The sequence below is a fragment of the Limnohabitans sp. genome (assembly GCF_031539175.1).
In the GTDB taxonomy this organism is placed as follows: Bacteria; Pseudomonadota; Gammaproteobacteria; order Burkholderiales; family Burkholderiaceae_C; genus Limnohabitans.
This window is the reverse complement of record NZ_JAVKLQ010000059.1, coordinates 1-13,555: the sequence shown is the minus strand read 5'-3', so window position 1 is coordinate 13,555 and position 13,555 is coordinate 1. Positions and strand designations below refer to the sequence as shown.

11 protein-coding genes are annotated in these 13,555 nt (G+C 56.9%); 10 read left to right on the top strand and 1 reads right to left on the bottom strand.

Annotated elements, in window-relative coordinates:
- Positions 1–37 precede the first annotated feature (37 nt).
- The 4 genes from RMS95_RS10530 (at position 38) to RMS95_RS10515 (ending at position 6,886) form a co-directional block, all read left to right on the top strand.
- Entirely contained in the window at positions 38–1,768 is a 1,731-nt protein-coding gene (locus RMS95_RS10530) for an ABC transporter substrate-binding protein (RefSeq protein ID WP_310645969.1), read from the top strand.
- Between the two features lie 79 nt (positions 1,769–1,847).
- Positions 1,848–3,416 (top strand): glycerol-3-phosphate dehydrogenase/oxidase, encoded by a 1,569-nt coding sequence (locus RMS95_RS10525; protein WP_310645967.1) that lies wholly within the window; start codon positions 1,848–1,850, stop codon positions 3,414–3,416.
- A 34-nt stretch (positions 3,417–3,450) separates the two neighbouring features.
- A complete protein-coding gene (locus RMS95_RS10520; protein WP_310645965.1) occupies positions 3,451–4,359 on the top strand; it encodes a YbgC/FadM family acyl-CoA thioesterase in 909 nt (302 codons plus the stop codon).
- A 61-nt stretch (positions 4,360–4,420) separates the two neighbouring features.
- Positions 4,421–6,886, top strand: a complete 2,466-nt coding sequence (locus RMS95_RS10515; protein WP_310645963.1) for an ATP-binding protein — start codon at positions 4,421–4,423, stop codon at positions 6,884–6,886.
- A gap of 15 nt (positions 6,887–6,901) precedes the next feature.
- Here RMS95_RS10515 and RMS95_RS10510 read toward each other — a convergent pair whose 3' ends face one another.
- Complete coding sequence (locus tag RMS95_RS10510) at positions 6,902–7,915, bottom strand: folate-binding protein (RefSeq protein ID WP_310645961.1); 1,014 nt, start codon at positions 7,913–7,915, stop codon at positions 6,902–6,904.
- A 50-nt stretch (positions 7,916–7,965) separates the two neighbouring features.
- On the opposite strand from RMS95_RS10510, the gene mltG reads away from it, so the two are divergent.
- From mltG to RMS95_RS10480, 6 genes are read left to right on the top strand one after another with little or no spacing between them, the layout of a single operon-like run.
- Positions 7,966–8,985: an endolytic transglycosylase MltG gene (gene mltG / locus RMS95_RS10505; protein WP_310646102.1), complete on the top strand. Its 1,020-nt coding sequence runs from the start codon at positions 7,966–7,968 to the stop codon at positions 8,983–8,985.
- A 25-nt stretch (positions 8,986–9,010) separates the two neighbouring features.
- The gene (gene tmk / locus RMS95_RS10500; protein ID WP_310645959.1) at positions 9,011–9,721 is read left to right on the top strand and encodes a dTMP kinase; all 711 of its coding nucleotides are present in this window, start codon (positions 9,011–9,013) and stop codon (positions 9,719–9,721) included.
- Positions 9,718–10,737 carry a DNA polymerase III subunit delta' gene (locus RMS95_RS10495; RefSeq protein WP_310645958.1) on the top strand — a complete coding sequence of 340 codons (1,020 nt, stop codon included), beginning with the start codon at positions 9,718–9,720 and terminating at the stop codon, positions 10,735–10,737. Before tmk ends, RMS95_RS10495 begins: the two co-directional genes overlap by 4 nt.
- A 2-nt stretch (positions 10,738–10,739) precedes the next feature.
- Entirely contained in the window at positions 10,740–11,534 is a 795-nt protein-coding gene (locus RMS95_RS10490) for a TatD family hydrolase (RefSeq protein WP_310645956.1), read from the top strand.
- Positions 11,531–12,193: an ankyrin repeat domain-containing protein gene (locus RMS95_RS10485; protein WP_310645954.1), complete on the top strand. Its 663-nt coding sequence runs from the start codon at positions 11,531–11,533 to the stop codon at positions 12,191–12,193. The genes RMS95_RS10490 and RMS95_RS10485 overlap by 4 nt, the downstream gene beginning before the upstream one ends.
- Complete coding sequence (locus RMS95_RS10480; RefSeq protein WP_310645952.1) at positions 12,159–13,361, top strand: MFS transporter; 1,203 nt, start codon at positions 12,159–12,161, stop codon at positions 13,359–13,361. Before RMS95_RS10485 ends, RMS95_RS10480 begins: the two co-directional genes overlap by 35 nt.
- Positions 13,362–13,555 lie beyond the last annotated feature (194 nt).

Genomic DNA, 13,555 nt, shown 5'->3' with positions numbered 1-13,555 from the left:
CTTTCAAACAGGGGTATCAAAAAATGAGGAGATAGATATGAAGTTGCGTTACAGCGTCGTTGCAGTGGCAGTTGCCTGCTCACTGTCATCTCAAGGTTGGGCGGATGAAGCCGCCGCCAAGAAGTGGATTGACAGCGAGTTCCAGCCCTCGACCTTGAGTAAAACCCAGCAAGCTGCCGAGATGAAATGGTTCATCGATGCGGCCAAGAAACTTCAAGCCAAAGGCGTGAAGGAAATCTCGGTGGTGTCAGAAACCATCGCGACCCACGAATACGAATCTAAAACCTTGGCCAAGGCCTTTGAAGAAATCACGGGCATCAAGGTCAAACACGACCTGATCGGCGAGGGCGATGTGGTGGAGAAGCTGCAAACCTCCATGCAATCGGGCAAGTCCATTTACGACGGCTGGATCACCGACTCTGACTTGATCGGTACCCACTACCGCTACGGCAAGATCATGAACTTGACCGACTACATGAGCGGCAACGGCAAAGAGTGGACCAACCCCGGCATCGACATCAAAGACTTCATCGGCACCAGCTTCACCACCGCCCCTGACGGCAAGCTGTACCAGTTGCCTGACCAACAGTTTGCCAACTTGTATTGGTTCCGTGCCGACTTGTTTGCCAAGCCTGAACTGAAAGCCAAATTCAAAGCCAAGTACGGTTACGAGTTGGGCGTGCCGTTGAACTGGAGTGCTTACGAAGACATCGCCGCCTTCTTCAGCAACGATGTGAAAAACATCGACGGCAAAGCCATCTACGGCCACATGGACTACGGCAAGAAAGACCCATCTCTGGGTTGGCGTTTCACCGACGCGTGGTTGTCGATGGCTGGCTCGGCTGACATCGGTATTCCCAACGGCAAGCCCGTGGACGAGTGGGGCATTCGCGCTTCGGCTGACGGCTGTACACCTCAAGGCGCATCGGTTGCCCGCGGTGGCGCCACCAACTCGCCTGCTGCCGTGTACGCGCTCACCAAGTACGTCGACTGGATGAAGCAGTACGCACCGAAAGAAGCGATTGGCATGACCTTCGGCGAAGCGGGCCCCGTGCCCGCGCAAGGTCAAATTGCGCAACAAATCTTCTGGTACACCGCCTTCACGGCAGACATGATCAAGCCCGGTTTGCCCGTGGTGAATGCCGATGGCACACCGAAGTGGCGCATGGCCCCTGGCCCGAACGGCCCGTATTGGAAGCAAGGCATGCAAAACGGCTACCAAGACGTGGGCTCATGGACCTTCTTCAAAGGCCATGACGAAAGCAAAACTGCCGCAGCTTGGCTGTATGCACAGTTCGTGACGGCCAAAACCACGTCCTTGAAAAAGACCATCGTCGGCTTGACACCAATTCGTGAGTCCGACATCCAGTCCAAAGCCATGACCGACATGGCACCCAAGTTGGGTGGTTTGGTGGAGTTCTACCGCAGCCCCGCTCGCGTGGCTTGGACGCCCACCGGCACCAACGTGCCTGACTACCCCAAGCTCGCACAGCTGTGGTGGAAAAACGTGGCGGTGGCTGTGACGGGTGAGAAAACACCACAAGCCGCGATGGACAACTTGGCCAACGAAATGGATGACGTGATGGCACGTTTGGAGCGCTCCGGCATGGCCGTGTGTCCTCCCAAACTCAACGCCAAATCGGACCCCAACAAGTGGTTGAGCGACAAGGGCGCACCTTGGAAGAAGTTGGCCAATGAGAAGCCAAAAGGCGAAACCATTGCGTACGACTCGTTGCTGAACGCTTGGAAAAACGGCAAGGTCCGTTAAACCCCATGGCCGTGTGAATACCCATTCACACGGCCATGCTGAAAACTCTCGATAGAAGACTCATGGAGCGCTCGTTTTTATGCCGACTCAAGCACAGCCGTTGCCGACGCGCCGCGAAGACCTCGTTGCCCAGCTTGACCCCAACACGGTCTACGACATGGCCATTGTGGGCGGGGGTGCCACGGGCTTAGGCTTGGCCTTAGACGCTGCCTCACGCGGATACCGCGTGGTGTTGGTGGAGTCGGATGACTTTGCCAAGGGCACCTCGTCGCGCTCGACCAAACTGGTGCACGGTGGCGTGCGCTATTTGGCACAGGGCAACATTGCCTTGGTTCGCGAAGCCTTGCATGAGCGCAGCACGTTGTTGCACAACGCGCCCCACATTGCCCAGCCCTTGCCATTTGTGATGCCGTCTTACGCGTGGTGGGAAAAGCCTTTTTATGGCATTGGCTTGAAGATGTACGACGCCTTAGCAGGCAAATCTGGCCTCGGGCCAACCGCATTTTTGTCACGTCAAGAGACCGTGGCCTGTTTGCCATCGGTGCAAGCCAACGGCTTGCGCGGTGGCGTGAAGTATTGGGATGGTCAATTCAACGACGCCAAATTGGCCTTGGCCTTGACACGCAGTGCCGCACTTGAAGGGGCCTTGTTGTTGAACTACATGCGCGCCTCGCGCCTGCTGTATACCCACGACAAAATTTCTGGCCTGCATTGCGAGGACACGCTCACAGGCCAAACGCATGACATTCACGCACAGTGTGTGGTCAACGCCACCGGTGTGTGGGTCGATGCCTTGCGCGAACAAGATGGCACGAAGGAAGCGATGGTCGCGCCTAGCCAAGGCGTTCACATCGTGGTGGATAAAAAGTTTTTACCCGGACATGCGGGCTTGATGATTCCCAAAACTGCCGATGGACGCGTGCTGTTTGCCGTGCCTTGGTTGGGCAAAGTCATCTTGGGCACGACCGACACACCGCGTGACGATTTGGCCAAAGAGCCTTTGGCCTTTGAAGAAGAAATTGATTTCATCTTGCACGAATCGGCCCGCTACTTGAAGCACGCACCGCAACGCAGCGATGTGAAAAGCATTTGGGTGGGCCTGCGCCCGCTGGTCAAACCGCCGCAAGACGAGGGTGAGAACACCAAAGCCCTGAGTCGCGAACACACGGTGTTGGTCAGCCCCTCGGGCTTGGTCACCGTCACAGGTGGCAAATGGACCACTTACCGTGCCATGGCCGAAGATGTGTTGCAGAAGTGCTTTGACAGCGCGTTGATGGTGCCCAAAAGCTACGCCATGACCGAGCACCTGCCGCTCGTGGGCGCTGACGTCACCACACCTGTGTCGATTTGCGAACCCGAAGGCCCCCATTCCTACGGCAGCGAGCAAGAGGTACTTAACCGTTTGCCTGGGTCTCAAAACTGGCTCACCCACAGCTTGAGCGAGGCGATGGTGCGCTTTGCGGCCCGTTACGAATACGCACTGCGTGTGGAAGATGTGTTGGCACGTCGCTCACGCTTGCTGTTTTTAGACGCCAAACTCGCCGCCAAACTTGCGCCCTCTGTGGCTGAGATCTTGCAATCCGAAACCGGCATGGACCCCGATGTGCAGGGCTTTTTGAAACTGGCAACGCAATACACCTTGGTTTAGAAATGACGGAAGAGTCGTCTGTTAAATTGCGCGCATGCCGCCGAAACACACAGACACCACTGCCGAGAAAAACCAAGTGACCCGCCAAGACTTTCGACTGTTCCACCGCCTGCGCGTACGCTGGGCCGAAGTGGACATGCAAAAAATCGTCTTCAACGGCCACTACCTGATGTACTTCGACACGGCCATGGCCGATTACTGGCGCGCCTTGGCGCTGCCGTATGAGCCCACCATGCACGCCCTAGGCGGCGATTTGTACGTCAAAAAGGCCACCGTGGAGTACCACGCCTCCGCACGTTACGACGACCAACTCGATGTGGGGCTGAAATGCCAACGCATTGGCACCTCGTCGATCCAATTTGTGGGCGCCATCTTTTGTGGCGATCAGCTGCTCATCACGGGGGAGTTGATCTACGTTTACGCCAACCCCGCCACGCAAACCTCGCTGCCAGTGCCACAGAGTTTGCGCGACATCTTTTTGAACTTTGAGGCGGGTAGGGCAGTCACGCAGTGCCAAGTGGGCACATGGCAAGAACTGCAAACCCACGCGAGTGCGGTACGCACCGAGGTGTTTGTGCAAGAGCAGGGCATTGCGGCTGAAGACGAATGGGACGACGCCGATGCCACCGCTGTGCATGCGGTGGTGAGTAACGGCTTTGACCTGCCCTTGGCCACAGCGCGGCTTTTGCAGCCGGCGCCCGGCGTGTCACAAATTGGCCGCATGGCCGTCACACGGTTGGTACGGGGCTCGGGTTTAGGCAAACAACTGCTCGACGCACTGGTGGAGTGCGCACGCACACGAGGTGACCGTGAAATACGCCTGCATGCACAACGCAGCGCGCAAGGCTTTTATGCCCGCCAAGGCTTCAGCAGCTATGGTGATCCATTCGATGAGGTCGGCATTGCGCACATTGAAATGCGTCGCACATTGGCATCGCACTAACGGCTTATAGGTGTACGGGCAGGGGTGGTCAAGCGTGGCTTGGATTGCTACGCTTTACCGCATGCCTGACCCAAGCTTTAACCCCAGCAAAGTCACCCAGCTTTGCGCTTCTGATTTGCGCCTCACGGTCGATGCCTCGGCTTTGGGCTTTGGCGACACCTCAGAGTTGGTGCAATGCGCGTTACCGTGGATCGGACAAGAACGTGCGCAACAAGCGGCGCGTTTTGGGCTGTCTGTGGTTCAACCGGGCTACAACTTATTTGTGTTGGGCGAGGTCGGAACGGGGCGCTCGACATTGATGAACCAATTGATGGCCGAGGTCGCGCAGCAACGGCCTGTGCCGCCTGACCTGTGCTATTTGCATCACTTTGAAACGCCCGAGCAACCCCGCGCTTTAAGGATGGGGCAAGGTCAGGGGCGTGTGTTTCGCCAGCTGATGACGCAATTCTCAAAGTCCTTGCAATCTCAAATTCCCAAACGCTTGTCAGCCCCAGACGTCAAAGCAAAAAATGACGCGCTGCAAAGTGCTTACAAAGCACAAGAAGATGAAGCATATGCAGCGCTCACCGCCTACGCCCAAGCTCGTCATTTCGGGCTCCTGCGCGATGAAGGCCGTTTGGTGTTCACGCTCAAAAACGACAAAGGCGAGCCCGTGACGGCCAACCAATCGTTGGCGTTGTCGCCTGAAAAACAGCTGGAAGTCGACAAAGCCGAGGATGCCTTGCTCAACGAAATCAACCGTTTCTTAGCCAAATCACAAGCGATGGAACGCGACTTGAATGAAAAACTGTCGGCCCTCAGGCGTCAGATGGTCAAGCCGCTCTTGAAACGGGAAACGCAAGCTGTGATGGATGGTTTGCAACAAAAAATTAGCGACGACAGTGCCAAAGACGTCTTCAAGTTGGGCATCTACCTCGACCAAGTGCAGCATGATGTGCTGGAGAACTTAGAGTTATTCATTCCCACGCCAGACGACGAGGCGCGCCTTGAAGCGCTGGAGAGTGTGTTGTCGCGCTTTCGTGTGAACTTGGTGGTCGATAACCATGACTTGGTGGGTGCGCCTGTGATTTTGGAAGACAACCCACTGTTCCACAATCTGTTTAGCAGCATCGAATACGAAACCTATGACGATGTGTTGGTGACCGATTTTTCACGCATTCGTGCAGGCAGTTTGCTCAAAGCCCATGGCGGATTTTTGATGCTGCATTTGCACGACTTGCTGAGCGATGAGCCGGTGTGGGGCAAGTTACGCCGATTCCTGCGCAGCGGACGTTTGCAAATTGAAGAACCCGGCATGGCGGCGGCGCCGATTGCCGCCGTGTCACTGCGACCCGAAGTCGTTCAAGTGGACGTGAAGATCATCTTGATCGGCTCGATTGAGGCTTATTACGCCGTTCAAGATGCCGATCCGGAAACGGCTGAACGCTTTCGCTGCAAAGTTGACTTTGCCGAAACGTTCAAGGCCACGTCGGAGTCCAACCGATCCATCGCCATTTTTGTGGCGCACACCTGTCGTCGCTTAGGGCTGCTGCATTTTTCAGCGGCAGCAGTCGCGGCGCTGATTGAAGAAACCCACCGAGAAGCTGAGGATCAAACCCACCAAAGCGCCATATTTGCCAGCACCGAGGCTTTGGTGATTGAAAGTAGCGTGATGGCGCAAAGCTTGGGGTCTGCGTGCGTCCAACCGCAAGATGTGAGGGCAGCCAAGCTGGCGCGTATACGCCGACACAACTACCCCGAAGAGCAATTGCAAGAGATGGTCGTCAGTGGCGAACGTTTGCTCACGGTCACCGGCGAGCGCGTGGCCCAAGTGAACGGTTTGACCGTGCTGGATCTGGGCGACTACCAGTTTGGGTTTCCGATTCGCATCACCGCCTGCACGCATGCGGGCGAAGAAGGGCTGTTGAACATCGAACGTGAAGTCAAGCTGTCGGGACCGATTCACGACAAAGGCGTGTTGATTTTTCACAGCTACTTGTCGGTGCTGTTTTCACACATCGCACCCTTGGCTTTCAATGCGTCGGTCGTGTTTGAGCAAGAGTACAGCGGTGTCGAGGGCGACTCGGCCTCTTGCGCAGAGTTTTATGCCTTGTTGTCGAGCCTGTCAGGGTTGCCCTTGAAGCAAAGTATTGCCATCACCGGCGCCATGAACCAGCACGGCGAGATGCTGCCTGTGGGGGGCATCAACGAAAAAATAGAAGGCTATTTCCGTAGCTGTGAATTACTTGGTTTTGATGGTCAGCAAGGCGTGTTGATGCCGAGTCGCAACCGTCAACACTTGATGCTCGATCCACACATCGTGGATGCAGTCAAGAGGGGGCAATTTCACATCTACACCGCGGAGCGCGTGAGTGACGGCATGAGTTTGCTCACGGGTGTGGCATTTGGGTCGCGAGAAACGGGCGCTTATCCACCAGAAACGGTGCTTGGTCACGTACAGAAAACACTGGAAGACTATCGACGGGCTTGCGACAGGGTAGGGGTAGGCCACAGACAAAAGCCTGCCGCCGAAGATGTGCCAAGTTGACGACGCGCTTGCGCGTCAAATGTCGTCGCGAAGCGGGTAAGGCAAGGGCAGTCGCTGCAATTCAGGCCCTTGCGCGGCACCGAGATAAAGCGTGCTGTTATCTGTCGCGGCCAGCTGCAATTCAGCAATCGCCACGCACACCGCGCCATCTTGCGCGGCTTGTGCAATCAGGCCGCAGGGCTGTGTGGCATCCAAACTTGAAAACACCTCTTGGCCCGCTGCCATCGGCACTGGGCTTTGCACGATGAAGGCCCGGCGCTTCAAGGTGCCTCTGAACTGGCTGCGCGCCACGATCTCTTGGCCGGGGTAACAGCCTTTTTTGAAGTTCACGCCATCGACCGATTCGTAGTTGAGCATTTGCGGCACAAACGCTTCGAACGTGGCTTGCTCCACCCACGCAATGCCGCTCAACACTTCCCCGACTTGCCACAACGCTGGGGTGAGCACAGGGCCGGCATAGGCAGGCTGCGGCACATCCACAGGGGCAATCCAAAGAGCACGGGGCTGGCCCAAAGCGGGGTAAAGCGTCAACACATCAGCGGTGGCGGCAGAAGCTTCCGTCGTCGCAGCCAACGGGCTGACCCACACGCGGCGCTGCCATGCGGGCAGCGTTTGGGCCGTGAGGGATGCATCGCCCAGCACGAGGCCGACCGACTCACCGGCTAAGCCAAGCAATTGAAACGCGTCGCTGGCATCGCTCAATTTGGCTTTGGCGCGCATCACGAACATCGACAAACGCTTGACCGTCTGAGCCATCAAGTTACGGCGACAAATCAACAACACCTCTTCAGCGCTGCGCTTGTAGACCACAAAACTGGCTTGCATGCGACCTTTGGCGTTACAAAACGCCGCCAAGCGACACTCGCCATCTTTCATCAACAGCACATCGTTGGTGAGCTGGTTGTGCAGAAAGTTGGCGGCGTCGGCGCCTGTGGCACGAATCACGCCGAGGTGAGGCAGAGGGCTGACACCCGTGAACGGGACGTTGAGGTCAAGGACGGCGGCAGGAGCTTGGGCTGGGGTAGACATGGCTGAATTATCATGCCCGCTTCATTCAACACGTTGGAACTAGGGTTGTGATCAAACTGCTCAAGCGCATCTTTTTGACCTTGCTGGTGCTGTCGCTCTTGCTGGGCGCGGCGGCTGGCTGGTGGGTGCTGCGCCCGCTGCCCTTGGTCACGCCAACGGTTGATCTGTCGATTGCGCCACAAACGCCAGTGCGTGGCATCGCACAAGCTGCGGTGGAGGCGGGCATTGAGGTGCAACCCGAGTTGTTGTATGTGTTGTTTCGCCTCAGCGGCCAATCGCGCAAACTGCGTGCCGGCAGCTATGAAATCACCCAAGGCAACACAGCACTCGATGTGTTGCGCAAGCTCACCCGTGGCGAGGAAAGTCTCAAAGCCATCACACTGATTGATGGCTGGACGTTTCGCCAATTCCGTGCCGCCCTCGACAAAGCAGAGGGCTTGAAACACGACACCCGCCAGCTCAGCGACAGCGAGTTGATGGAGAAGCTGGGCTTGCCCGATGTGGCCCCCGAAGGCCGATTTTTCCCCGACACCTATACCTACGGCAAAGGCACATCCGAGTTGCATGTGATGCAACGCGCGGCCAACGCAATGGTCAAGCAATTGGCGGCGGCTTGGGGCCAGCGCGCGGGAGGCTTGCAAGTCAAAACGCAAGAGCAAGCGCTGATTCTGGCCAGCATCATCGAAAAAGAAACAGGCCGCGAAAGTGACCGGACCACGATCAGCCGGGTATTTCACAACCGTTTGGCCATCGACATGCCGCTGCAAACTGACCCGACTGTGATTTATGGCTTGGGCGAGTCGTTCGACGGCAACTTGCGCCGCACTGATTTGCGCACCGACCACCCGTGGAACACCTACACCCGCAAAGGCCTGCCCATCACCCCGATTGCCATGCCTGGCCGCAACGCCTTGTTGGCTGCGGTAAAGCCCGCCAACAGCCGTGCGCTTTATTTTGTGGCACGCGGTGACGGCACGAGCGAGTTCAGCGTAACGCTTGACGCGCACAACGCCGCCGTCAATCGCTACCAACGCCGCGCATCTGCAGCACAAGCCGCATCTGGACAGTGATGCTTCACAGGCAAAATAGCAGGCTATGAAAAATACAGGCCTGTTCATCAGTTTCGAAGGCATCGACGGTGCGGGTAAATCCACCCACATCGACGGTTTGGCTGCCGCATTCAAAGCCCAAGGTCGCCACGTCACGCTGACGCGCGAGCCCGGCGGTACACCGCTGGCCGAAAAATTGCGGGAATTGGTGCTGCACGACGCGATGGACCCCTTGTGCGAAGCGCTGTTGATCTTTGCCGCGCGACGCGATCACTTGCAAAACGTGATCGAGCCCGCCTTGGCCCGTGGCGATGTGGTGTTGTGCGATCGCTTCACCGATGCCACCTTTGCCTACCAAGGCAGTGGCCGTGGTTTTGATGTGGCGGTGTTGCAGCAACTGGAGTCGTGGGTGCAAGCCCTGCCACAAGGGACAGCGGGCAAGTCTGCCACCGGCTTGCGTCAACCCGACGTGACCGTGTGGTTTGAGCTTGACCCTGCCATTGCCGCCGAGCGTTTGGCGGGGGCCCGTGTGCCGGACCGCTTTGAATCGCAGCCTGTTGACTTCTTCCAAAAAGTGTCGGATGGTTACGCCCAGCGTGCCGAGGCCGATCCGCAGCGCTTTGTCCGCCTCAACGCCGCACAGACACGCGACGCCGTTTGGCAACAATTGCTGCAACATTTCATGCAACGCGGCTGGTTGCCTGCCAACCTAGAAGTCACAAGCCACGGCGTTGCGCCCTCAGGCACGTCAGCATGAGCGACGCATCTTCCGCCGTACGCCCCGCGTTGAGCCCGTGGCTGCAAGGCCAACTCACCACCTTGTTGGCGCGGCGCGGCCATGCGTGGTTGTTGCAGGGGCCATCTGGCTTGGGGCAATACACCTTGGGGCTAGAGATGGCTCGTGCGTGGTTGTGCGAACAGCCCACGCCACACGGCGCGTGTTACCAATGCCGCAGTTGCCACAGCGTGGACGTGCGCACCCATGCCGATTTGTGCACCTTAATGCCCGAAACTTTGGCCTTGGCACTCAACTGGCCGCTGGACGAAAAAACACAAAAAGACCTCGACGACAAAAAGCGCAAGCCCAGCAAAGAAATTCGTGTGGAAGGGGCCCGTCAAATGGTCACTTTCACGCAGCAAACCCGCTCGGGTGGTGCGACCAAAGTGGTGTTTGTCTACCCCGCAGAGCGCATGAACCATGTGACGGCCAACACCATTTTGAAAACTTTGGAAGAGCCGCCCGGCGAAACGCGCTTTGTACTGGCCAGTGAGGCCTCGCACTTGTTGCTGCCCACCATTCGCAGCCGCTGCCAAACCCACACGATGGTGTGGCCTAGCGACACTGAGTCGCTTCAATGGCTGCAAGGGCAGGGCGTGCCCAGCGGCGACGCCGCCGTGTTGTTGCGTGCCGCAGGCGGTCGCCCTGAAGACGCGCTCGATTTGGCCAACAACGGCCTGAAAGCTGCCCACTGGGCCAATTTGCCAAAAGCCGTCTTGCGTGGTGATGTGGGGGCGGTGTCTGACGCCACACCCTCGCAAGCCATTGCCATGCTGCAAAAGCTGTGTCACGACTTGCTGGCCGTGCGCACGGGTGCAGAACCACGCTTTTTCATGGCCGCCGATTTACCCGCTGCAGGCACGGTGTCGTCGCTGACGCAATGGTCCAAAGACTTGATGCAAGGCGCACGCACGTCTGAGCACCCTTACAACCCAGGCCTGATGTTTGAAGCGCTGGTCGCCCGCGCGCAAACGGCTTTGCGCGCCAAGGATTAATCATGTTCACCGACTCCCACTGCCACCTCAACTTCCCAGAGCTGGTTGAAAACATTCACACCATCCGCGACGACATGGCCAAAGCACAAGTCACGCGCGCGTTGGTGATCAGCACCACACTGGAAAGGTTTCCTGAAGTCCACAGTCTTGCCACTCAGTTTGACAACTTCTGGGCCACCGTGGGCGTACACCCCGACAACGAAGGCGTGCAAGAACCCACGCTCGACGACTTGCTGACCCGCGCCCAATTACCCCGCGTGGTGGGCATTGGCGAAACAGGCTTGGATTACTTCCGCTTAGGCGAACGCACGGTGGCCGATATGGCGTGGCAGCGCAACCGCTTTCGCATCCACATTCAAGCCGCGCAACAGACCCAACTGCCTTTGGTCATCCATACCCGCAGCTCGTCGGCAGACACCATCGCCATTTTGAAAGAGCAGGGCGAAGACGGCTCGGCGGGCAGCGCAGGGGGGGTGTTTCACTGCTTCACAGAAACCGCCGATGTGGCCCGTGCTGGCTTAGACCTGGGGCTGTACATCTCGTTTTCAGGCATTTTGACCTTCAAAAATGCCCAAGATTTGCGCGACGTAGCGAGCTTTGTACCGATGGACCGCATCTTGATCGAAACCGACAGCCCCTACTTGGCCCCCGTGCCGCACCGTGGCAAAACCAACAATCCGTCCTTTGTTCCGTTTGTGGCCAAACAAATTGCCGAGATCAAAGGCATGAGCGTTGAAGCCGTAGCCGAAGCGACCAGTCGCAATTTTGACCAATTGTTCAAGGCTGTTTTGAAATGAAGCTTTACTTTAAGTACCTTGTCTATTTATCTGTTTTCATTGGATTTTCATCTGCCAATGCGGGTTCATACGACGACTTTTTCAAAGCCATCCACTTTGACCAAGTGCAAGAGGTTCAAAAGCTACTTCGACGTGGTATCGACCCCAATTCACCCAACGAAAAAGGCGTGCCCGCACTGTTGGTCGCGCTTCAATCGGGCTCGCCTAAATCTGCGGTGCTGTTGGCACAAGAGCCTCAAACCCGCGTAGAGGTCAGCAACCCCAACAACGAGTCGGCGTTGATGATGGCCGCCCTGCATAACCAAATTGAAGTGGCGACAGTCTTGATTGAACGGGGCGCCGAAGTCAACCGCAAAGGCTGGACGCCTCTGCATTACGCAGCAACACGCGGTCACATTGCCATGATGCGTTTGCTGCTCGAAAACAATGCCTACATCGATGCCGAATCGCCCAATGGCACCACGCCGCTGATGATGGCGGCGTACTACGCGCCACCTCTGGCTGTGAAACTATTGCTAGAAGAAGGCGCAGACCCCACGCTGCGTAACCAAGCCAAAGCCACCGCACTCGACATGGCCTTGGCCAACGATCGCAAGCAAAGCGCTTATTACTTGCGCGCGTTCATTGAAGCTTGGGAAATTAAAGAAGCTGGGGAATAAAGTGCGGCATCGGCTCCATCCCGATGTATTCAAGCTAGGCTTGGTGAGTTTTCTCACCGACCTGAGCTCAGAGATGATCTTTTCGGTATTTGCCATCGTCTTCACGACAGTCGCTGGTGCCTCCAGTGCCATGCTGGGGCTGGTGGAGGGCTTGGCAGATTTTTCAGCTTCGTCACTTAACTACTTGGCCGGCTGGTTGTCCGACCGCAGCGGGCGACACAAATGGCTTGCCACTGCGGGTTATGGACTCTCGACGCTAGCCAAGCTCATTCTGTTACTTGCGTCATCTGTTGTGACGCTGAGCATCTTTCGCGTGATTGAGCGGTTGGGCAAAGGCTTTCGTGGCCCGCCACGCGATGCATGGTTGTCATCTATCTCCCCGGCGGCGTCACGCGGTTATGACTTTGGCGTTCATAAGTCACTTGACAAGTCTGGTGCTGTGCTCGGGCCGCTGGTGGCTTATGGGCTGCTGTCTTGGCTGGGGGAGTCGGCGAACACCTACGGAACGCTTTTTTTGATAGCTTGCGTGCCCGCAATGGTCAGCGTCTGGGTGCTCACGCGCATCCCTGATCAACCCGGTCCCCCTCATGCTCGCGAGAGTCTGAGTCAGAACTGGCAACAATTGAGCCCTAATTTCAAACGCTTTCTGATTCCATCAGGCATTTTTGCGCTGGCGTATTTCAGTCTTGGATTCATCCTTCTGAAGGCACACGCCCTCGGCTTTGGCGTGACCGAGATCGTTTTGCTCTACGCGCTGTTCAACAGCACCTGCGTGGTGTCAGCGCCGCTGATTGGCAAACTCGGTGACAGGCTCGGGCGCCACCACGTCATCATGCTGGGTTATGCCCTCTACGCGTTCGTCAATCTGTGGTTGATACTGGCAAGCCGCCCGTGGGAAATGTGGGTGCTGCTTGCCATTTATGGATTGTTTTATGCGATTGACGAGTCGCAGAGCAAGGCATTCATCGCTGACCTTGAGCCTGAGAGGGTAGCCACGGCGGTGGGCGTCTATAACTTCACCACCGGATTGCTGTATTTGCCTGCATCGTTGATCGCTGGCACCTTGTGGGCCGCTAGTCCCAGTTTGGCATTCGCAGCGGCTGCAGCTCTGTCATTCACAGCCATGGCATTTTTGACCTTACAGGGTCCTGGTGCCGCGCTGCGATAGACGCTCTCAGATTCAAGACATTTCTAGCTTAAAATTAACTATACATAATATACATCGTATGAAGTAGACGCAGGGTAAGAAGCGGCAGCTCAGAACTCCACTCAGGTCAATAAAGGTCATGGTCTGGTCAAGGAGAAAAATGATGCCGAACAAAACAATCGTAATTTCTGTGGTGTCCACCAAAGGTGGCGTCG

Excerpts from the sequence above, each read along its gene's own strand:
- RMS95_RS10510 (WP_310645961.1), bottom strand. The coding sequence starts at position 7,915 with ATGTCTACCCCAGCCCAAGCTCCTGCCGCCGTCCTTGACCTCAACGTC.
- RMS95_RS10490 (WP_310645956.1), top strand. The coding sequence starts at position 10,740 with ATGTTCACCGACTCCCACTGCCACCTCAACTTCCCAGAGCTGGTTGAA.
- RMS95_RS10485 (WP_310645954.1), top strand. The coding sequence starts at position 11,531 with ATGAAGCTTTACTTTAAGTACCTTGTCTATTTATCTGTTTTCATTGGA.
- tmk (WP_310645959.1), top strand. The coding sequence starts at position 9,011 with ATGAAAAATACAGGCCTGTTCATCAGTTTCGAAGGCATCGACGGTGCG.
- RMS95_RS10520 (WP_310645965.1), top strand. The coding sequence starts at position 3,451 with ATGCCGCCGAAACACACAGACACCACTGCCGAGAAAAACCAAGTGACC.
- RMS95_RS10515 (WP_310645963.1), top strand. The coding sequence starts at position 4,421 with ATGCCTGACCCAAGCTTTAACCCCAGCAAAGTCACCCAGCTTTGCGCT.
- RMS95_RS10525 (WP_310645967.1), top strand. The coding sequence starts at position 1,848 with ATGCCGACTCAAGCACAGCCGTTGCCGACGCGCCGCGAAGACCTCGTT.
- RMS95_RS10530 (WP_310645969.1), top strand. The coding sequence starts at position 38 with ATGAAGTTGCGTTACAGCGTCGTTGCAGTGGCAGTTGCCTGCTCACTG.
- RMS95_RS10495 (WP_310645958.1), top strand. The coding sequence starts at position 9,718 with ATGAGCGACGCATCTTCCGCCGTACGCCCCGCGTTGAGCCCGTGGCTG.